Source organism: Lachnoanaerobaculum gingivalis (assembly GCF_003862475.1).
GTDB classification, from domain to species: domain Bacteria; phylum Bacillota; class Clostridia; order Lachnospirales; family Lachnospiraceae; genus Lachnoanaerobaculum; species Lachnoanaerobaculum gingivalis.
Genome location: NZ_RRCO01000006.1, coordinates 199,177 through 220,165, shown reverse-complemented (window position 1 = coordinate 220,165; position 20,989 = coordinate 199,177). Strand labels below are relative to the sequence as shown.

At 37.8% G+C, this 20,989-nt stretch carries 15 protein-coding genes; 8 read left to right on the top strand and 7 right to left on the bottom strand.

Features of this window, described 5'->3' with window-relative positions:
* Window positions 1-25 precede the first annotated feature (25 nt).
* The 5 genes from EHV10_RS12820 to secA all read right to left on the bottom strand — a co-directional run bounded on the left by EHV10_RS12820 (window position 26) and on the right by secA (window position 8,292).
* Entirely contained in the window at window positions 26-1,426 is a 1,401-nt protein-coding gene (locus EHV10_RS12820) for a sensor histidine kinase (protein WP_128674992.1), read from the bottom strand.
* Window positions 1,423-2,130 carry a response regulator transcription factor gene (locus tag EHV10_RS12815; protein WP_128674991.1) on the bottom strand — a complete coding sequence of 236 codons (708 nt, stop codon included), beginning with the start codon at window positions 2,128-2,130 and terminating at the stop codon, window positions 1,423-1,425. Before EHV10_RS12815 ends, EHV10_RS12820 begins: the two co-directional genes overlap by 4 nt.
* 14 nt (window positions 2,131-2,144) lie before the next feature.
* A complete protein-coding gene (locus EHV10_RS12810) occupies window positions 2,145-4,502 on the bottom strand; it encodes an endonuclease MutS2 (RefSeq protein ID WP_128674990.1) in 2,358 nt (785 codons plus the stop codon).
* Window positions 4,503-4,653: 151 nt separating this feature from the next.
* Window positions 4,654-5,700 (bottom strand): hypothetical protein, encoded by a 1,047-nt coding sequence (locus EHV10_RS12805; RefSeq protein WP_128674989.1) that lies wholly within the window; start codon window positions 5,698-5,700, stop codon window positions 4,654-4,656.
* 18 nt (window positions 5,701-5,718) lie between these two features.
* Window positions 5,719-8,292 carry a preprotein translocase subunit SecA gene (gene secA, locus EHV10_RS12800; RefSeq protein ID WP_128674988.1) on the bottom strand — a complete coding sequence of 858 codons (2,574 nt, stop codon included), beginning with the start codon at window positions 8,290-8,292 and terminating at the stop codon, window positions 5,719-5,721.
* A 288-nt stretch (window positions 8,293-8,580) separates the two neighbouring features.
* On the opposite strand from secA, the gene EHV10_RS12795 reads away from it, so the two are divergent.
* From EHV10_RS12795 to EHV10_RS12760, 8 genes are all read left to right on the top strand, one after another.
* A complete protein-coding gene (locus EHV10_RS12795) occupies window positions 8,581-9,939 on the top strand; it encodes an MATE family efflux transporter (protein WP_128674987.1) in 1,359 nt (452 codons plus the stop codon).
* A gap of 231 nt (window positions 9,940-10,170) precedes the next feature.
* Window positions 10,171-11,700 carry a sugar ABC transporter ATP-binding protein gene (locus tag EHV10_RS12790; protein ID WP_128674986.1) on the top strand — a complete coding sequence of 510 codons (1,530 nt, stop codon included), beginning with the start codon at window positions 10,171-10,173 and terminating at the stop codon, window positions 11,698-11,700.
* 2 nt (window positions 11,701-11,702) lie between these two features.
* A complete protein-coding gene (locus tag EHV10_RS12785) occupies window positions 11,703-12,698 on the top strand; it encodes an ABC transporter permease (RefSeq protein ID WP_128674985.1) in 996 nt (331 codons plus the stop codon).
* A 74-nt stretch (window positions 12,699-12,772) separates the two neighbouring features.
* Entirely contained in the window at window positions 12,773-13,822 is a 1,050-nt protein-coding gene (locus EHV10_RS12780) for a substrate-binding domain-containing protein (RefSeq protein ID WP_128674984.1), read from the top strand.
* Between the two features lie 161 nt (window positions 13,823-13,983).
* Entirely contained in the window at window positions 13,984-15,708 is a 1,725-nt protein-coding gene (locus EHV10_RS12775; RefSeq protein WP_128674983.1) for a cache domain-containing sensor histidine kinase, read from the top strand.
* Between the two features lie 18 nt (window positions 15,709-15,726).
* Window positions 15,727-16,437 carry a response regulator transcription factor gene (locus tag EHV10_RS12770; RefSeq protein WP_128674982.1) on the top strand — a complete coding sequence of 237 codons (711 nt, stop codon included), beginning with the start codon at window positions 15,727-15,729 and terminating at the stop codon, window positions 16,435-16,437.
* Window positions 16,434-17,330: a sugar ABC transporter substrate-binding protein gene (locus tag EHV10_RS12765; protein WP_128674981.1), complete on the top strand. Its 897-nt coding sequence runs from the start codon at window positions 16,434-16,436 to the stop codon at window positions 17,328-17,330. The genes EHV10_RS12770 and EHV10_RS12765 overlap by 4 nt, the downstream gene beginning before the upstream one ends.
* A 260-nt stretch (window positions 17,331-17,590) precedes the next feature.
* Entirely contained in the window at window positions 17,591-19,540 is a 1,950-nt protein-coding gene (locus EHV10_RS12760) for a PTS beta-glucoside transporter subunit IIBCA (protein ID WP_128674980.1), read from the top strand.
* Window positions 19,541-19,584: 44 nt separating this feature from the next.
* Here the strand turns inward: EHV10_RS12760 and EHV10_RS12755 are convergent, their stop codons facing one another.
* Both EHV10_RS12755 and EHV10_RS12750 read right to left on the bottom strand, forming a co-directional pair.
* Window positions 19,585-20,073, bottom strand: coding sequence for a DUF6106 family protein (locus tag EHV10_RS12755; protein ID WP_128674979.1), 489 nt, complete (start codon window positions 20,071-20,073; stop codon window positions 19,585-19,587).
* Complete coding sequence (locus tag EHV10_RS12750; protein WP_128674978.1) at window positions 20,066-20,920, bottom strand: PucR family transcriptional regulator; 855 nt, start codon at window positions 20,918-20,920, stop codon at window positions 20,066-20,068. Before EHV10_RS12750 ends, EHV10_RS12755 begins: the two co-directional genes overlap by 8 nt.
* Window positions 20,921-20,989 lie beyond the last annotated feature (69 nt).

Here is a 20,989-nt window from a genome sequence, read left to right as displayed (position 1 = left end):
CAAAAGTTCCTTTTTAAAAATCATATTAATTTTCTTTTCCCGCGGGTAAAGAGAAGATAAATTCAGTACCTACACCTACGGTACTTATAACATCTATATTCTCGCCATGAGTCTGTAATATTTCCTTTACTATTGCAAGTCCAAGTCCGGTACCCTTCTTATCCTTACCTCTGGAGAGGTCTGATTTATAGAATCTGTCAAAGACCTTGGACTGTTCATTCTTTGCAATACCTATTCCGGTATCCTTAACTGAAATAAAAATTTTCTCTTTTTTTAAACTGGTCTGCACAATGATAGAAGAGTTTTGAGAGGAAAATTTTATGGCATTATCAATAAGATTATAGAGTACCTGCTGTATCTTTGTATAGTCGCCGATAACATATTGTGAGACATTGGAAAATATCAGTTCAATGGTAATATTTTTACTGTTACACTGTACTTCAAAGCTGCCGGCGGTATCTCTGATCATCTTGTTTATATCAAAGCTTGTTTTATTAAGCTTTACACTTTCAATTGAATCCAGTGAAAGAATGCTTTCCGTAAGCTTTGTAAGTCTGTTTGTCTCATCAATAACTCTTGTAAGGTATTTTTCCTGCATCTCGGGGGGAATGGTACCGTCCAAAATAGCCTCAAGATATCCCTTTATAGATGTTAAAGGTGAGCGAAAATCATGAGATACATTTGAAATAAACTTTTTTTGATAATTTTCGGTATCATCAAGTTTATCCGACATATAGTTTAGCGTTGCCGCAAGATAACCCATCTCGTCATTTGAATGTACCTTTATTTCATATTTTAAATCCCCCTCGGCATAGGCCTTTGCACCGTCTGTTATCTTTTTTAGGGGCGAATAAACAATACGCTGAAATACTATTAAAATAATCAGTGAAAGTAAGAATACTATCAGAGAGGTCACATATACTATATTTAAGATATGGTACTGGCTCTTTGTAACATTTACCATAGGAAGGTGGATGACCACATAACCGTAAGTACGAAAATTACCTGTAATAGGTGCGGAAACACTCAGATAATCCTCATCAAATGAGTTAAAGTAATTTCCGACCATATATGACTTATTACCGGTAGCGGTAGGATCAAAATCCGAGATAATGTCCGACACTCTTTTATTTTCGGCATCCACTATTATCTTGCCGTTTCTGTCCATTACCCATATCTTGGCATTGAGGAAAGTTGCTACAGCCTTTAGCTGCGGATAGCTTTCTGCCAGTGAGATATTTTGACCTTCATATACTGTAGAATAGGTAGAGGCGATAAGATTAGCCTCATCATAAAGCGTCTGGCTTCTGGAATCGACCAGATATGAATAGGTCAAATGGCTGGAAATAGTTGCTATTGCCACAAAACCTGCTATACCGAAAACTATATAAGCTAAAATAAATTTTAGATATAGAGAGAGTTTCATTTTTTAACCTCAAATTTATATCCGATACCCCATACGGTTGATATCGACCAAAATTTATTGTCATGTATTTTTTCACGCAATCTTTTGATATGTACATCTACAGTTCTGGTGTCACCTATATATTCATATCCCCAGATATTATCAAGTAATTGTTCTCTTGTAAAAACCTGATTGGGATGGGAGGAGAGGAAGTATAAAAGCTCCAGCTCCTTTGGGGGCATTTCAACATTCTTTCCAAGGTATGTCACCGCATAATTTGTCATATTTACGTTTAAGTCGGGATATTCCACATACTCACCGCCGGTATGTACCTCAGGCAATGAGATTGTGCTGCTGTTGTATCGCCTTATTACCGCCTTTACTCTGGCGATAAGTTCTTTTGAATCAAAAGGTTTTATCATATAGTCATCGGCACCTAGTTCAAGGCCGAGTACTTTATCAAATACTTCACCTTTGGCTGATAACATTATTATAGGAGTACCGGACTTTGCCCTTATCTCCCTGCAAACCTGATAGCCGTCAATACCGGGCAGCATAAGGTCAAGAAGGATCAAATGAGGTTTAAACTCATCAAAATCTGCAAGGGCCGATTCGCCGTCACCCACTATTTTTGTTTCGTAACATTCCTTCATCAAATATAATGAAATAAGTTCCGCAATATTCTCATCATCATCTACAATTAAAATTCTTTGTTTTTCTGCCATTTTACACCTATAAATTATTTAAAACGTACGATAGTTACAGCATTACCGCCTTCGTTAAAGTCGGCAAGAGAATAGCTCTTGATAAAGGTCTGCCTTTTCAGATAGGCATGTATACCCTTTTGCAATGCACCTGTACCTCTTCCGTGAATAATTCTTACGCCCGGAAGATGGGCAAGCAAAGCGTCATCCAAATACTTATCAAGTTCGGAGCATGCCTCATCCACATTTTTACCTATTACATTTATCTCTGTGGATATTGTAGCGGATTTTACCATTGAAGAACTTCTTGTTCTTGTCTTATTCTCAGGTTTATTGCTTGGCTCTTCAACCAAAGCTACATCGGATATATTTACTTGAGATCTGAGTATACCCATCTGTACAAAGAAGTTACCGCTTTGATTTGGAAGAGAAGATACTATACCGTCAAGATTGAGACTTATAACATGTACACTGTCACCAAGCTTAAGTTCCTTAGGCTTTTTGGCCTTTACAGTATTTTGTTTTATCTCGGTTACTTTGGTATTTTTATTTATAGATTCTCGAAGCCTTGTTCTTTGCTCTTCAAGAGCCGAGCCGAGACCTGCGCCTGATGCTATTTTATTTATATTTTTAATAGTATCATCAGCGGTTTCCTTTGCTTCCTCCAAGATTTTTCTGGCTGCTTCTTTTGCCTCTTCCAAAATCTTTTCTTTTCTTGCGGCAAGATTTTCTTCCTGCTTATCATAATGCCTTTTCAGGCTTTCAATTTCTCTTTTATATTTTTGAATGGATAATTTATCCTTCTCTATTATCTGTCTGTCATTTTCAAGCCTTGTAAGCAGATCCTCAAAGTCCTTTGCATCCTTTTCAAGATGAGTATCCGCTTCCGCAATTATATAATCCGGAAGCCCAAGCTTGCCGGCTATGGCAAAGGCATTTGATTTTCCCGGCACTCCTATAAGAATTCTGTAAGTAGGAGAGAGTGTGGCAACATCAAACTCACATGAGGCATTTTCAACACCGGGCTCATTCAGTGCAAACACTTTAAGCTCGCTGTAGTGAGTAGTGGCAATACATCTGCTTTGCATTCTGTGAAGGAATGAGAGTATTGATATGGCCAGTGCCGCACCTTCTGTAGGGTCGGTACCTGCACAGAGCTCATCAAAAAGACAGAGTGAATTGGCATCTGCATGATTTAAAATATAAACAATATTTTTCATATGGCCTGAGAAGGTGGAGAGGGATTGCTCTATGCTCTGCTCATCGCCTATATCGGCAAATACATCACTAAATACTGAAAGCTCACTTCCTTCAAAAGCAGGTATATGAAGTCCCGACTGTCCCATAAGAGTGAACAGGCCCACTGTTTTAAGAGATACAGTTTTACCGCCGGTATTAGGTCCTGTGATAATAAGCAGATCATAGTTATCACCTAATGAGATATTGATAGGTACCACCTTTTTTGCATCAAGCAAAGGATGTCTGCCTTCTTTTATATTTATATAATGTTTTGAGTTAAACTTAGGCTCACTTGCATTCATCTTCTTTGAAAGATTTGCCTTGGCATATACAAAGTCAAGGAAGATGAGAGTTTTTGCATTTTCTCTAAGAGGCTCAATATATTGTGCAGCCAAAAGACTTAAGTTTTCAAGTATTTTTTCTATCTCTTTTTTCTCGTCCATAGCTAAAGACTTCAGCTCATTGTTCATTCTAATTACAGCTATCGGCTCAATAAACACTGTGGAACCGGTAGATGACTGGTCATGTACAACACCTGAAACCTTGTTTTTATACTCACTTTTTATAGGAAGACAGTAAGCACCGTCTCTTTGGGTAATTACAGCATCCATAAGATATTCTCTGTGCGCATTAAGAATATTGTTTAACTCCGTATGCATCTTTGAGTTTATCTGCTTTATTTTTCTTCTGATATGACTAAGCTCCGGAGAGGCATTGTCTGCCATTATTTCTTCCGAAATTATACATCTTGAAAGTTCCTTTTTAAGATCCTTAATTTCATCAAGTGATCTGAAATACTCTTCAAGTACATCATAGTCCTCTTCTTCAGAGTGCAGGCCATAGGTAATGGCCTTTGAAGCCGCATTGAGGATTGATAGAACTTTCATAAGCTCAGGTTGAGAAAGGGAGGATCCTATCTCAAGTCTTTTTAAAGAGTCCGATATATCCTTTACTTCCGATAAAGTAAGATTTCCTTTAAGCCTTATTCTATCCACAGCAGCAGTGGTATAAGCCTGATTTTTTTGTATTTCCGATATATCTGTAGATGGCTGTAATTTATTACAAAGCCTTTTTGCAGGCTCGCTGCTTGCCATATCTACAAGCATATTTATTATTTTTTCATATTCAAGTATTTTTAAAGTTTTTTTATTCATAATATGTCCTTAAATTTTCACTGTAAGTGAGAGATAACAGCTTTAAAAGTCTTTTTACAATCTCAGAGACATTATATCAAAAAATATTATTTATGACAAAAAAACAGCCTTAAAATCATAAGATTTACTTATGATTTTAAGACCGGTTAAATTATCTGTGTGATTGTTTAAACTCTCGATAAGCCTGCTTTGTTTCAGGTGTGAATCCGATAAGTGTATTCGGATAATTCATACCTATATAGGTTATAAGAGATACAACTGCATCCTCTGCTTTTTTATTATTTGTCAACATAACTCTTTGCTCACGGCATCTTCCGTCTTCAAACATATTTATCTGAAGTGCATAGTCGATACCTACAGTTATAACAGCATACATCTTATGCCTTGTTATATTGTGATATAACCAAACGAGATTGTTTAAATTGAACATATCAAATCCGAACTTTGTATTAAGTATCAAATGGTTCTTATATACATAAGCTCCAAGAGATTTATCCACATAGTCTGCGATATTGTCAAGTTCATTTATATTATCTCTAAGTCTTTCATCGAGTTCGCAAAGTTTCTCATATGTATCGGCATTTTTAGACTTTCTTGTAAAAGCGACTATTATCATTCCGACACCGACTACCATTATAACCAAAGTTACAGCCAAATGGAAAGCTATATTCTTTGTAAGAGAGGTCTGTGAAATATAGAAGTCGTCATAGAGTTTTCCTTCTTCTCTATTTCTGAAAGTGGAATCAGGATCTACTTTATCCGCTATAGTGGAGAGGATAGAGGTGCTGTCAGTATGAGGCTCCACAATCAAATATCTTACAGGAAGCGGTTCATCATCAGGATGTTCCTCGCTTGCATATTTGTCAAAGAATTCCAACATTGATTTTATCTTTGCATTATTCGGATTTGCCTCCAAAAAATACAACCCGTCATCTCCAAATACGGTGTAGACTTCCGATTTACCGTCATCAGTTCCATATCCTGTATCAATCATATCGTATATGGCTAGAGAATAGATACTTTCCGTGTCGTTAGAGGCTGCTGAAGTAAAGTAGTAACCGTCATGGTACATCTTTTCAGCCGAGTTAAAGGTTAGTAAAACCTCTTTGTTGTACATGGCATAGAAAATACCGCCAAGTATCAGTGCAATACCTATCAAGATATAGGATATAAATGTTGACTTGCTTTTAAAATTCATAATCTCTCCCAAAAAATTTTATAATGTCATTCCCTTTCTACCATGGCATTGTTTATACTTCTTTCCGCTTCCGCATGGGCATGGATCGTTGGGATAAACCTTTGCTTCGATACGAATAGGCTTCTTTACGGTACTGTCATCTTTATTTGTACCGGTTACTTTAGCAACGGATTCTCTCTCTACTTTCTGCTCCACCTTGACATGGTAAAGAATACGTACGGTATCCTCAGCGATACCGACAGTCATCTCATCAAACATATCATAGGCGGCCATCTTGTATTCTACGAGAGGGTCTCTTTGACCAAGTGCCTGCAATCCGATACCTTGACGAAGCTGTTCCATATCGTCAATATGATTCATCCATTTGTTATCGATAGCCTTTAATAAAACTACACGCTCAAGCTCACGAATTTTTTCAGCATCAGGGAATTCAGCTTCCTTGGCCTCATAAAGTTTAACAGCCTCTTCTTTCAGCTTATGAATAAGTTCATCCTTTTTCATATTGTCTACAGTGCTGTAGTCAGCCGGAGTCAGAGGAATGATCGGCAATAAAATTTCATGTAACTCCGTAATATTCCACTCGGAAGAAGGTACTTCATCTGAGATAGCCATATTTACAGAACGTTCTATTACATCATTTATCATACGAAGAATGGTATCGCGCATATTGTCGCCTTCAAGTACCTTGTTTCTTTCTTCATAGATAACTTCTCTTTGTTCGTTATTTACTTCATCGTACTTTAAGAGGTTTTCTCTTATACCGTAGTTGTTGCTCTCTATCTTCATCTGAGCTTTTTCAATAGCTCTTGTAAGCATACTGTGTTGAATTTCTTCATTTTCAGGAACACCTATGGCATTAAAAATCTTTATAAGTCTTTCCGAAGCGAAGAGTCTCATAAGGTCATCTTCAAGTGAAATATAAAACTTTGACTCACCCGGATCACCCTGACGACCTGAACGACCTCTAAGCTGGTTGTCGATACGTCTACTTTCATGTCTTTCAGTACCGATTATCTTAAGACCGCCGGCTTTAACAGACTCAGGGTCAAGCTTGATATCGGTACCACGACCTGCCATGTTGGTAGCTATGGTAACGGCACCATGCAAACCTGCCTTTGCTACAATCTCAGCCTCTTTTTCATGGAATTTAGCATTAAGTACTTCATGATGTATTCCCTCTTTTTTAAGCATCTTTGAGAGCATCTCGGAAGTTTCAATTGTAATTGTACCTACAAGTACAGGCTGTCCCTTTTTATGAGTTTCTTTGATATCTTCAACAACAGCATTGAACTTTTCTTTTTTAGATTTATAAACCGCATCCTCGTGGTCAATTCTTTGTATAGGCTTATTGGTAGGTATAGCGATAACGTCCATACCGTAAGTATTTCTAAACTCCTTCTCCTCAGTAAGAGCGGTACCGGTCATACCTGCTTTCTTTTTGAACTTGTTGAAGAAGTTCTGGAATGTGATGGTAGCCAAAGTTCTTGACTCTCTTTGAACATTTACATGCTCCTTAGCCTCTATAGCCTGGTGTAAACCGTCTGAATATCTTCTACCCGGCATTATACGACCTGTGAACTCATCTACGATAAGAACTTCGTCCTCTTTTACAACATAATCCTTATCTCTGAACATAAGATTGTTGGCTCTGAGCGCAAGGATAATACAATGCTGTATTTCAAGATTTTCAGGATCTGCAAGGTTTTCTATATTGAAGTATTTCTCTACTTTTTTGATACCCTCTTCTGTAAGGTTTACGACTTTGTCCTTCTCATTTACAATAAAATCACCGGTCTCTTCGATTTCATCGCCCATAAGAGCACCCATCTTTGTAAACTCGGCACTTGCCTCACCTCTTTCAAGTTGCTTTGCAAGCATATCACAAATCTCATAGAGCTTTGTGGATTTGCCTGACTGACCTGAAATAATAAGAGGTGTTCTGGCCTCATCTATAAGGATTGAGTCAACCTCATCGATGATGGCGTAATCAAGTGAACGCAAAACCTGATCCTTCTTATATATAGCCATGTTATCACGAAGATAGTCAAAACCAAGCTCATTGTTGGTTACATATGTGATATCACAGGCATACTGTTCCTGTCTTTGCTCAGAATTCATAGAGTTTAAGACACATCCTACGCTAAGTCCCAAGAATCTGTGAATCTGTCCCATCTCATCGGCATCACGCTGTGCAAGATAGTCGTTAACTGTTACTATAAGTACACCATTACCTGTAAGGGCATTCAAATAAGCCGGACAGGTAGAAACAAGAGTTTTACCCTCACCGGTTCTCATCTCGGCAATACGACCTTGGTGAAGCACCATACCACCTATAAGCTGTACTCTAAAGTGCTCCATACCTGTAACTCTTACTGAAGCCTCTCTTACAGCTGCAAATGCTTCAGGCAAGATATCATCAAGTGTTTCTCCGTCTGCCAGTCTTTGTTTGAACTTTGGTGTAAGTTCTTTTAATTCCTCATCACTCATGGCCTGCATAGTGGGGCGTAAGCTTTCTATCTTATCAATAATAGGATCAATTATCTTAAGCTCTCTTTCACTATGTGTACCAAATATCTTTTCTATAAAATTCATTATGGTTTCTCCAAAAATAAATTAGACTACACTACAATAATACATCATATAAGAAGATACATCAAATAGAGATTATTGTAAAAGCGCCTATCAATCAAATTATTTTAGCACTTAGCGAATACTTTAGCAACTTTTAGGTGAAATATTCATATTATGTTCACATATAGACGGTGTAATGTAAAATAAAAGTAAAAAATAGAAGCTATAAAATAGGTAGAAAATAATTTTGCATAGAAAATCAAGAGGATACGTTGTACAATAATAAGATAAAAATTTTTAGGAGACGATATGATAGAAGAAAAAGAAAACCGTATGGGAGTTATGCCGGTAGGCAAACTTCTTTTTTCTATGAGTACGCCGATGGTAATCTCATTCTTGGTGCAATCACTTTACAATATAGTAGACAGCATATTTGTGGCAAGATACAGCCCGGATGCACTCGCGGCGGTATCTTTGGCATATCCGATACAGATACTTATGATAGCGGTATCTGTAGGTACGGGAGTTGGAGTAAATGCATTGCTCTCAAGATTGCTTGGAGAGGGTAAAAAAGACAGAGCGAAAGTGACTGCCGATAATGCTGTATTGCTTGCAATAATGGCATCTATAGCATTTGCGATATTCGGGGCAATTGCTACAAAGGCATTTTTTGATGCACAGACAAACAGTGAGAGTATAAGAAGACTGGGATACTCATACCTTTCAATTGTAACTATATTTTCATTCGGACTTATTTTGGAAGTTACATATGAGAGAATTTTGCAGTCTACAGGAAAGACTATTTACAATATGATTACTCAGGGTATAGGAGCAATTATAAATATAATTCTGGATCCGATACTTATTTTCGGACTGTTGGGAGCACCGAAAATGGGAGTAGCAGGTGCGGCAATAGCCACTGTGGCAGGACAGATATTTGCGATGATTTTATCATTTGTTTTTAACATGAAATACAATGAAGAGGTTGATATAACTTTCGGAAAGCATATATTTAAACCTGATTTAATCATAATAAAGGATATTTATAAGGTAGGAATACCTTCAATAGCAATGCAGTCAATGTCGACTCTTATGATGCTTGGGTTAAACAAAATACTTGTAAGATATTCGGACATGGCTGTAAATGTACTTGGAATATACTATAAGCTTCAAAGCTTTGTATTTATGCCTATATTCGGATTAAATAACGGGATGACACCGATTGTTGCATACAATTACGGAGCAAGAAATAAAGACAGAATAATGAAGGCGCTAAAATATTCGTTTTTATCATCTATTGTGATAATGGTGATAGGAACCGCAATATTTTGGATATTCCCAAAAGAGCTCATGATACTTTTCAGTCCGAATGAGGAAATGCTTAGACTTGGAATACCGGCACTTAGAATATGCAGTCTTTGTTTTATTTTGGCGGCATTTGATGTAATAGCTATTGCAAGCTTCCAATCGCTTGGAAACGGTATGTATGCACTGTATGCTTCATTCCTCAGACAATTGGTTTTGATACTTCCTCTTGCCTATGTACTTTCAAAGATGTTCGGCCTTGAGGCTGTATGGTACTCCATTCCGCTTGCGGAACTTGGATGTGCATTTTTTGATATCTATTTAATGAAGAAGATATATGACAAGAAAATTGCAAATTTATAGTATAATTTCAGGTTAAATTTTTATATTTTGCCATCGGTTTTGCCGGTGGCTTTTTTGCGTCTGAAAATATGATTTGGAGCAAAGAAAATTATACAAATATCTTGGATTTTTGCAAATACATTCCGTTAAAATTCGGATATAGTAAAAGATATCTGAAGGAATTCGTAAATAACAAATAGTAGTAAAGAGAAAGTTATAGACTATTTATAAGAACTGATAGTAGGAGGGAGAATGGAATCTTACTTATTGGAAATGAAAGGGATCAGCAAGTCATTCGGTGCCGTAAAGGCTCTAAAGGGGGCTTCTTTGAACCTAAAGAGCGGAGAAGTGCTGGCTTTAATGGGAGAAAACGGAGCCGGAAAGTCTACTTTGATGAATGTACTTAGCGGTTCTTTGCACCCGGATGAGGGTGAGATTTTACTTGAAGGTGTAAAAAGGGAGATAAAAAATCCTATTCAGGCAAGAAGCCTTGGAATAGTAAAAATTCATCAGGAATTGCAGATAGTACCTGAACTTGATATTGCCGAGAATATTTTTCTGGGAAGATGGCAGACAACAGGCATAGGATTTGTGCAAAAGAAAAAGATGCATGATATGGCTAAAGAATGCTTAAAGATGCTTGAGTGGGATATAGACACAAAGACTAAGCTTAAGGATTTGCGTATCGGAGAGCAACAGCTTGTAGAAATAGCTAAAGCTATTTCATGTGAGGCAAAGATAATAGTAATGGATGAGCCGACATCAGCACTTAGTGAACCTGAGGCAAAAAAGCTCTTCCATGTGATTGAAAAATTAAAGAAAAAAGGATGCGGAATTATCTATATTACACATCGTATGGAAGAAGTATTTAAAATTTCAGACAGACTCAGTGTAATGAGAGACGGAGAGTACATAGGGACCAAGGAAGCCGGGGAAACCAATAATGAGGAAATTATTGCCATGATGGTAGGTCGCTCGGTGGAGGATCAGTATCCGAAAAGAAATGTAGAAATAGGGGAAGTGGTTCTTGAGGTAAAAAACCTAAGCTTCACGCCTCCAAAGGGAAGCTTTAAGCGTTCTCTAAAGGATATTTCATTTAAAGTAAGGTCAGGTGAAGTACTTGGAATAGCAGGTCTTGCAGGTGCAGGACGTTCTGAAGTCTTTGAGAGTATTGTGGGAAAGTATGCGACTTGTACTGCGGGAGAGATTTTTATGGACGGAAAGGCTTTGCAGATACGTTCACCTAAAGATGCTATTGCGGCAGGAATTTCTTTTGCAACGGAGGACAGAAAAGGAACAGGACTTATTCTTGGCAGAAGCATAGGAGATAATATTTCTCTGCCTTTGTATGACAGATATGCAAGTTTCGGATTTATGAGAGACGGCAAACAGAAAAAAGACTGGCTGGAATATATGAAAAAACTTCGTGTTAAGGCCAAATCTCCGGCGGTAGCTGTAGGTTCGCTATCGGGAGGAAATCAGCAAAAAGTAATTCTTGCAAGATGGCTTTTGACAAAACCTAAGGTGCTTTTATTGGATGAGCCTACCAGAGGTATTGATGTAGGAGCAAAAGAGGAAATCTATCTTTTGATTAATGAGCTGGCGGCATCGGGACTTGCGGTAGTGGTAATATCTTCGGAACTCCCTGAAGTAATAGGAATTTGTGACCGCATCATTACTCTTTGTGAAGGCAGACTGACAGGAGAGATTTCAAAAGAAGAGGCTACTCAGGAAATATTACTGGCGGCAGCCACCAATAGAAAGGAAGTAGTGGAGGCTTAATCATGGATGCTGATAAATTAAAGATTCAAAAAATAGAAAGTTTTTTAAAACAATTTCAAAGTTATATTGCGCTGATAATTATAGTAGTGGTGGCTACACTTATAAATATTAAGGACGGAGAAAATGTATTCTTAAGTGTCCCAAACCTTATGAATGTACTTCGTGCAGTTTCTGAAACGGGTATTATAGCCATAGGTATGACAATGATACTTATCTTAGGAGATATCGATTTGTCTGTAGGCTCAATCGTCGGATTGGTTTCCACAGGTTGTGCCTCACTTATGGTAAGAAACGGACTTGGAATGTTTCCGGCAGTGCTTTTAAGTTTACTTATAGGAGCTTTATACGGTTTATTTAACGGATTATGTGTTACAAAGCTTAAACTTCAGGCTTTTATAGTTACGCTTGCAAGCATGAATATTGCAAGAGGTTTGGCAAGATTTTGGTCAAACGGAGTCGGAATCCCTTTGTCATATGGTGAAGGAGAGGGCTTTGCACCGCCTGCATTCGGATTATTACAGGAAAAGGCCTTCGGAGTAATACCTGCACCGGTAATCATATTTATAAGCTTACTTTTGATTTTCCAATGTGTGCTTTCAAAGACATCTTTCGGAAGAAAGGTTTATGCAATCGGTGGAAACAAAAATGCATCTTACCTTGCAGGTATACCTGTAGACAGAATAAAGATAATAGCATTTATGCTTTGCAGTATGTTATCTGCGGTAGCGGCTATGATACATGCGGCACAGATAAGTCAAGGTGGACCGAATGAGGGTATAGGATATGAACTCAATGCTGTAGCGGCTTGTGCAATAGGTGGCACTTCACTTGCCGGCGGAAAAGGAACAATGATAGGCACCTTGGTAGGTGCGATAATCCTCGGATTACTCGACAATGTGCTTGGACTTAAGGGAGTCAATTCAAATTTACAGTTAATGGTAAAGGGACTTATTATAATCATTGCAGTATTTATGCAATCTGAAAGAAAAGCTGATTAGAACTCTTTATACCGTAAATAGGTATTAAAAAATACAGTCTGCAAAAGGACAGACACAATAGGAAGGAGAATAGTATGATGAAAAAAGGTTTTAAGAGAATGTTAGGACTTGGCTTGGCGGCAGTTTGTGCATTCGGATTGACTGCTTGTGGTGGTGGAGGCCAGAGTGCTTCTACAACAGCAGCTCAAAGTCAGGAGGCAAAGAGCGATGCAGGAGAGAGCAAGAGTGAGGCTGCAGGAACAGAAGCTAAGAAGGAATTTGTGATAGGTATGTCACAGTGTAATCTGGGTGAGCCATGGCGTGTGGCAATGAATGACCAGATCAAGATGGCAGCAGAGAAGCATCCTGAATTCAAGGTTATCTATGCCGATGCGGCTCAGGATAACTCAAAGCAGATAGCAGATATTCAAAACTTTATACAGCAGAAAGTGGATCTTATCATTACCTCACCAAATGAGGCAACTCCACTTACAAATGTAGTTAAGGAAGCTTATGAAGCGGGAATTCCTGTAATACTTTTGGACCGTAAGATTGACGGAGACACATATACTCAGTTTATAGGTGCCGACAATGTAGATATGGGTAGAGTTGCAGGAGAATACGTAGCTAATACTCTCTTAAAAGATGGTGGAAAAGTTTGTGAAATTAAGGGTCTTGAGGGTACTTCAGGCGGAATAGACAGAGATAAGGGATTTAGAGAAGGTATTGCATCAAATCCTAAGGTTGAGATCGTTGCTGTAAACAATGCGGACTGGTTGAGAGAAAAGGCTATAACAGTAGCTGAAGAAATGTTACAGACAAATAAGGAAATAGATCTTTTCATAGCATTAAACGATCCTATGGCTGAGGGTGCTTATATTGCCGCAAAGCAGGCAGGAAGAGAAAAGGATATCATGTTTGTTGGTTTTGACGGTTTGCCGACTCCTGACGGTGGAATCAAGAGTGTTATCGATAAGAGAATCAGCATGACACAGGTATATCCTACAGGTGGTGCAGAGGCTATTCAGAGTGCATACGAGTTACTCGTTGAAGGCAAGGAACTTGAGAAAAATATCACTCTGAAGTCAGAAGTTGTAGTTCCTGAAAATGCTGAAGAACTTTTGATAAAATACGGCGGAAAATAAGAAAAGTGTGACGGTTTAAAAGTAAATAATGAATCCAAAAAGGGGGAGCAACTGATATGCTCCTCTTTTTTATGTATCTTTGGGTTTCGCTGTCATATTCAGTACTCAAAAACTGATATAAATTTACGGTTTATATGATACAATTAATAAGAGGTGGAAGTATGAAAAGAGATCTTTTAATATTTCAGGGAGCCATGATTTTATTTGTGGCGGCAATGCTGACTTTGGCAGGAAATTATATTTACAAAAAAGAGATGCTCCGTTCAAGAATGGGGTATATTACAGAATTACAAAGACAACTTGCTCATTCTTTTGAGGTGAAGATACAATCTGTGGATGATACTTTAAAGATTCTGGCGGAGACATCAGAGATAAAAGACTGTCTTTATACAGGAGATAAAGAAACCAAGATCTATCGTGAGCAGGCTGTACGTGATATTTTTGATGCTTATGAAAAGATACATGTTGATTATTTAAATATGATCCTTGTATATGGGGACGGAGAAGATTATATCTCAAATGATATGTATAGACCGGTGCATGAAAGCTTCTATGGAGAGGATTGGTTTTTACAGGCTATACAGGATGGTAGTGCTTACCGTTTTGACAGTGGGATTAGAAATCTTCAAAGTTGGAAACATTATGACAGTGACAGCTACATTTCAATTGCAAGAGCGGTACAGGAAGGTGACAGGACTCTGGGAGTATTGATGGTGGATGTTTCTGTGGGAGAATTCAAAGAGGCCTATCAGAATTTGGAAGCTGATACGGAAAACTTTTTCTTTTTAATGGATGACGGCGGAGAAATCATTCTAAGCCCTGTAAACAGGATAGTATATAGAGTTGATCCGAAATGGTTTAGAGGAGATGAAGGAGTGGTGGTTTCTTCGATCGGTGATAAAAACTATAAATTTGTTTTTAATCGTTTTCGTGATAAAAAGCTTTTGATAGTAGGAGCATATGATGTGGAAGAGGAAAGTAAAATTCCTCTTCGAATGACCAGGATTTCAATATTTATGGCAGGTGTCTGCTTTGTTGCTGCTATGATATGGTCGGTGTGTTATCTTTTGGAAATAACCAAGCCTTTAACAGAGCTTTCGGATTTGATGCAGTCGGCTTCTGAGGGAAATCTCGATGTCAGATTTAAGAGAGAATCGAAAGAGGATATAAGAATCCTTGGAGATGCTTTCAATAAGATGGTGGAGAAGCTTAAAACTCTGATGGAAATGATGAAGCTTGAACAAAAGCAAAAGCGAGAAGCGGAACTTTTGGTAATGCAGGAACAGATAAAACCTCATTTTTTATATAATACTTTGGATATGATTGCATGGATGGCAAGGAAACATGGAGCAGGAGATATAGTGCATCTGATTGAAACCATGTCCGAGTTTTTCCGTATAAGTCTTAGCAAGGGCAGGGAGATGATTCCTTTAAAAGAGGAACTTAAAATGATACAGGCATATTTGGAAATTCAAAGTATGAGATATCAGGATCTTTTTTCCTATGAGATTTTCTGCTCACCAAATATCAGAGATGAGCTTGTACTCAGGATGTGTCTTCAGCCATTGATTGAGAACTGTTTGTATCACGGTATTAAAGAATCGGACAATCCACATGCAAAAATAATGATATCTGCAGAGCCGGTTAGAGGTGGGATTTGTATACAGATAAGAGATAACGGCTGTGAGATGGAAGATACAATCATGGAGCAGCTAAATTCTTGTTTAAAGGCAAATGACTGGGAAAACTGGAAGGGTGGATTCGGCGTAAAAAATGTAGGAAGAAGACTGTGGCACAGTTTTGCAAAGGGTAGCGGATTGCATTACTCAAAAGATGAAAACGGATATACAGTGGCAACTTTACTGATTTTAAAAGAAGATGAGTAAAACAGCCCGGAGGTGAGAATGAAAAAAGTATTGATTGCAGATGATGAGCCTATGATCAGAGAAGGGTTGGCAGAGATGCTGATGTCCTTTGATCTCGGATTAAATATTGTAGGCAAAGCAAAGAACGGAGTGGAAGCACTTAGTATGGCAAAGACTTTGGGACCCGATATTATACTGGCGGATATTTGTATGCCGAGGCTTTCAGGACTGGATTTTATAAGCAAACTTCGTGAAGCCGAACAAACAAAAACAGACATTATTATTATCTCCGGATTTCATGAATTTGAATATGCCAGACAAGCTATTTCTTTAGGGGTAAGGGAATACATTTTAAAACCTGTTAAAGAAGAGGAGCTAAAATATGTACTTGAAAGACTGCAGGTGCCTTTTAAGGAGATAAAAAAGCAAAAGAAAGGCTTTGTATCAGACTGTCTTGAACTTTTAAAAGAGCAATATACAAACAGAGATATGGACTTAAAATATGTGGCGGAAAAGCTTTTTGTAAGTCCCGATTATCTTTCTCATAAGCTGAAAGAAGAAACGGGACTGCCTTTTACACAGTGGCTTGTAAAGCTTAGGATTCAAAGAGCTGTTGAACTTTTAGAAACAGGAGAGTATTCCGTAAATGCTGTTGCCGATATGGTGGGATTTGCAAACCAGCATTATTTCTCAACAGTATTTAAACAATATATGGGAAAATCACCAAAGCAGTATGGAGGAGGAGTATGAGAAAGATTCTTGCTCGTCCAAAAGAAATGATTCTTTTAGCTTTTATACTTGTTTGCATTTTAGGATTGTTTTTATCGGAAAAATTATACGGCGAAACTTATGAAAAGGTGGAGTCATACTCCTGCCTGATAGGACTTAGCTTGCCTGAGGTGGAGAATCCTTCACACGGAGCTTTAATGGAAGAGTTACATTCTGAAATGAAGAATCGTGATATTAATGTCATAATGAAGGAGGCAGGAGGAGATTTTCTGCAACAATGTAAGGATATTAAGCAGTTGGCTGCCTATGGTGTGGATGTGATGGTCATTTCACCGATAGATTCGGAAACAGTAAGAGAGGCAATAAAGGAACTTAATATGCCGGTAATTATCTTGGAAAATCCGAAATTTTTTGATGCGGGCAGTGTGTATATGGAGTATGACAGCGTTTGGGGCGGAAGAGCTTTAAGTAATATGATTTTGAATGAACATTCGGAGGGGATTTTACTGCTAAGAGGTCCTGAGTATGATCCTGTAAGCAGGAAAAGAGAGGCCGCATTTTTAGACAGCCTTACTGTGGAGCAGAGAGAAAGTTTGACAATACTTGAAGTGGGAAAAAACAGAGACGAGGCGGAAAGAGCCATGAAGTATTTTCTTATTTCAAATCATGATGTAAAAGCGGTGGCGGGGCTGAGTGCACAGACATTATACGGTGCATATCTGGCGGCTGTAAAACTCAGAAATTTTGATATGGATTTTTACGGTATGGATAATGAAATGAGCATAAAGAAGATAAGTGACGGATACTTTCATTGGATAGTATATAACAGCATGGCAAAGAAAATACTTGATGTGGGAGAAGAGCTGTATCTCGGAAAAGAAGTTGAAAAAAGGATTGAAATAGGTGGGTTGTAAGTGTATATACCTGTAAACAAGTCTAATATAATTTTAGCGTTGATAATAGTTTACTTCTAATTCGTTTTTACTATTACAGGGAGGGTGAAAACAAAATCTAAATACAAAGTGACAAAATAAATTAATAAAAATATGAAAACAATATACAAAGCGTCAAGTTATATATGTGGCCATTGTGTAAGATTGCGTTACGGATTTATTTAATTTATAATGTACAAAGAAATTTAAGAAAATGATAGTTTAGAATATGGAGGATATCTATGGATTATCGCAAATCCGCCACAGAAGTACTGGCGGCGATAGGAGGAAGTTCAAATATTGCTTCCGCTGCACATTGTGCTACAAGACTGCGTTTGGTTATTGTTGATAATGGGAAGGTTGATAAAAAGACCATTGAAAATATTGACGGCGTAAAAGGTGTATTTGAAGCTTCCGGACAGTTACAAATTATCTACGGTACAGGTACTGTAGATAAGGTTTATGACGAGTTTATACATGTGGCCGGAATATCCGGAGCTACAAAAGAAGAGGCTAAGGCGGCGGCTGCAGCCAATACAAATATATTTCAGAGATTTATAAAGACTCTTGGAGATATTTTTGTTCCGATAATACCTGCAATCGTTGCTTCAGGATTTTTAATGGGAATCATGAATGCATTGGACTTTATGGTGGCTAACGGATTTTTAAATATTGATACATCGTCATCAATATATGTGTTTGCAAATCTGTTCTCCAATATTGCCTACATATTCCTGCCTATACTTATAGGATATTCGGCAGCTGGAGTATTTGGTGGAAATCAGTACCTCGGTGCGGTTATCGGTATGATAATGATTCATCCAAATCTTACAAACGCATGGAATGTGGCAACAGCTACAGATATAGCAACTCAAAGTGTATTTTTCGGTCTTTGGAAAATCAAGATGGTAGGATACCAAGGACATGTTATTCCGATTATGATATCGGTGTGGGTAATGTGTCAGATAGAGAAGAGACTTCACAAAGTGGTACCTGCAATGTTTGATTTGTTTGTAACACCTCTTGTTTCGGTATTTGCAACAGGTTATCTTGCACTTGCAGCTATCGGACCGGTGTTTGTGTTTGTTGAGAACGGATTCTTAAATGCGGTACAGCTCCTTATAGCAATACCTCTTGGTATAGGTTCATTTATAATGGGTGCTTTGTATGCTCCTACAGTTGTTATGGGTATTCATCATATGTATACCATTATAGATCTCGGACAGATTGCAAAATACGGTGTAACTTACTGGTTACCTCTTGCATCTGCAGCCAATATAGCACAGGGTGGTGCTTGTCTTGCAATAGCTGTTAAGTCAAAGGATCCTAAGATAAAGAGCCTTTGTTTCCCTTCATCACTTTCAGCATTTATGGGTATAACGGAGCCGGCAATATTCGGTGTTAACCTCAGATTCTTCAGACCTTTCCTTGCAGGATGCTTAGGTGGTGCTGTGGGTGCCATGTTTGTTTCCATTATTAAGCTTGGAGCAACTGGAACAGGTGTTACCGGAATATTCGGAATTTTACTTACACTCTCAAATCCTGTAGGATATATACTGATGTTTATTATATCAATGGCGGTTGCATTTGCGGCAAGCTGGGTACTTACTCCGTCAAGCCTGATAGATGCAAATCTTGCTACTGAACCTGTGGAAGAGAATAAGGATGCAAAGGCACTTGGAGTTGTAGACTCTAAAGATGTCGATACAGGAGTAAGGGTAGAGATTAAGAAGGATGAAAATGCACCTGTAGAAGTTGAATCACCGCTTAGTGGAAAGATTGTTTCTATGGAAGAGACTAAGGATGAGACTTTTATAGCCGGAATACTTGGAAAGGGAATATGTATTATACCTGACGGTGATACCGTATATGCTCCTGACGACGGTACTGTAATCGCTCTTATGGGACATGCCGTAGGTATGAAGCTTGACAACGGTGTGGAGCTTATAGTGCATGTAGGTGTAAATACGGTGGAACTTGGCGGAAAGCATTTTGAAGCATTGGTTGCAAACGGAGATAAGATAAAGAAGGGTCAGGCCCTTATGAAGTTTGACTCCAAAGCAATTTCAGAGGCCGGATATCTTATGACGACTCCGGTACTTGTAACAAACAGCTTTGAATACAGTGATGTAACTTGCGCTCCTCTTGGAGATGTGTCGGTAGGTGATAAAGTGTTGACTGCCGTAAAATAATATATTAAAAAACAACCCCAGACCGAAAATCTGAGGTTGTTTTTTTACATAAACGCTCTTGGAGCTACACGCTTTATCATATCCAGCATATGATCATCCGGGGTGACAAACAGCAAAATGTTCTCACCGTTATTCGGGAAGATAAGACAATAAGAAGATGTCATATCTCCTGTGGAGCAGTCTGTTTTCTTGCCGTTTCTTTGGCCGTTCATCTTAGGTGATGAAGTAGGGAAAGCGGTTTCCAATGTCTTTAAATCCACATTAAGTACATTCTTTCTCTTTGTCTTATTGTATATAGCATCAATGGTAAGATCTGCATTCAATAAAGAATATTCATATTCGACAGAGATTCTCGGATAAACCATATAATAAAATACAAAACCGAGTCCTACGGCAAGAATTATGGCAAACTGTATGTAGAGTGAGAGTATAAGCAAGAACACTATTGCTACAATATTGATTGCAGACAGTATAACGGCATTCGTATCAGGTTTATTCCTTTTTATAAGTAATTCATAAAATGTATCATTCATCGTTTTTCACCTTCAAAAAATTTGTAATAAGTATGGCGGTATTAAATATATTTGCACCCTGAAAAGTCTTTATATCAATACCGTATTTTTTTTCTATTTGCTCTATTCTGTAAACAAGAGTATTTCTATGCATATGCATATATCTCGCAGTTTCGGCAATGCTCATATTGTGACGTATAAAAGTATTCACAAGCTGCATGGTATCATCATCTATTGCTTCACCGATATGATTTTTTAAAAATTTTTCACATACTGATTTCGGAATATTATAAATAAGCTCACCGGATCCAAGATCACCCGGACCGATTATTTTTTTATCGGAATAAAAGATCCGGCTTATAGTCAGTGCCTGACTGAGCTCTGAATATTCCTTTGTCAAAAGAGATAAATCGGTAAACATATCACTGTATGCAATATATGCGCCGGTCATTCCTTCCGTCTCGATAACATCTATAAGAGGGGGTGCAATATTGTCTTCTCCAAGATATAAAAAGCATATATGAGTGGAATCTGTTATGCAAAGATATTCCGAACTCTTTCCCGGATAGAGTGAGGTGATTATCTTTGCAATACTATCATCTACTTTTGTCGGCACATATATAAGATAAAGTCGCATTTTGGTTTCAGGCTTTATACCAAGCGCCTTGATTGCATTTACCTGTTCCTTGTAAGGATAAAATCCGCTAAGTATATTCAAAAGAAGATTTGCGCTTGAATATTTTTCCTTGTATGCAGTGGAAAGTTTTTTTAAATCTGTAAGATCTATTTCATCTTCATTTTCAATACGAAGCTTTATTCCCGTCAATTTATATATTTTATTTAATTCGTTTTTAAAGTCATTATTCATGACTATATTATAGCTTTAAATAATGCCTTGGTCAAAAGTATTTTACCATAATAAAATAAAGGGGTAAAA

Excerpts from the sequence above, each read along its gene's own strand:
- EHV10_RS12820 (WP_128674992.1), bottom strand. The coding sequence starts at position 1,426 with ATGAAACTCTCTCTATATCTAAAATTTATTTTAGCTTATATAGTTTTC.
- EHV10_RS12815 (WP_128674991.1), bottom strand. The coding sequence starts at position 2,130 with ATGGCAGAAAAACAAAGAATTTTAATTGTAGATGATGATGAGAATATT.
- EHV10_RS12810 (WP_128674990.1), bottom strand. The coding sequence starts at position 4,502 with ATGAATAAAAAAACTTTAAAAATACTTGAATATGAAAAAATAATAAAT.
- EHV10_RS12805 (WP_128674989.1), bottom strand. The coding sequence starts at position 5,700 with ATGAATTTTAAAAGCAAGTCAACATTTATATCCTATATCTTGATAGGT.
- secA (WP_128674988.1), bottom strand. The coding sequence starts at position 8,292 with ATGAATTTTATAGAAAAGATATTTGGTACACATAGTGAAAGAGAGCTT.
- EHV10_RS12795 (WP_128674987.1), top strand. The coding sequence starts at position 8,581 with ATGATAGAAGAAAAAGAAAACCGTATGGGAGTTATGCCGGTAGGCAAA.
- EHV10_RS12790 (WP_128674986.1), top strand. The coding sequence starts at position 10,171 with ATGGAATCTTACTTATTGGAAATGAAAGGGATCAGCAAGTCATTCGGT.
- EHV10_RS12785 (WP_128674985.1), top strand. The coding sequence starts at position 11,703 with ATGGATGCTGATAAATTAAAGATTCAAAAAATAGAAAGTTTTTTAAAA.
- EHV10_RS12780 (WP_128674984.1), top strand. The coding sequence starts at position 12,773 with ATGATGAAAAAAGGTTTTAAGAGAATGTTAGGACTTGGCTTGGCGGCA.
- EHV10_RS12775 (WP_128674983.1), top strand. The coding sequence starts at position 13,984 with ATGAAAAGAGATCTTTTAATATTTCAGGGAGCCATGATTTTATTTGTG.
- EHV10_RS12770 (WP_128674982.1), top strand. The coding sequence starts at position 15,727 with ATGAAAAAAGTATTGATTGCAGATGATGAGCCTATGATCAGAGAAGGG.
- EHV10_RS12765 (WP_128674981.1), top strand. The coding sequence starts at position 16,434 with ATGAGAAAGATTCTTGCTCGTCCAAAAGAAATGATTCTTTTAGCTTTT.
- EHV10_RS12760 (WP_128674980.1), top strand. The coding sequence starts at position 17,591 with ATGGATTATCGCAAATCCGCCACAGAAGTACTGGCGGCGATAGGAGGA.
- EHV10_RS12755 (WP_128674979.1), bottom strand. The coding sequence starts at position 20,073 with ATGAATGATACATTTTATGAATTACTTATAAAAAGGAATAAACCTGAT.
- EHV10_RS12750 (WP_128674978.1), bottom strand. The coding sequence starts at position 20,920 with ATGAATAATGACTTTAAAAACGAATTAAATAAAATATATAAATTGACG.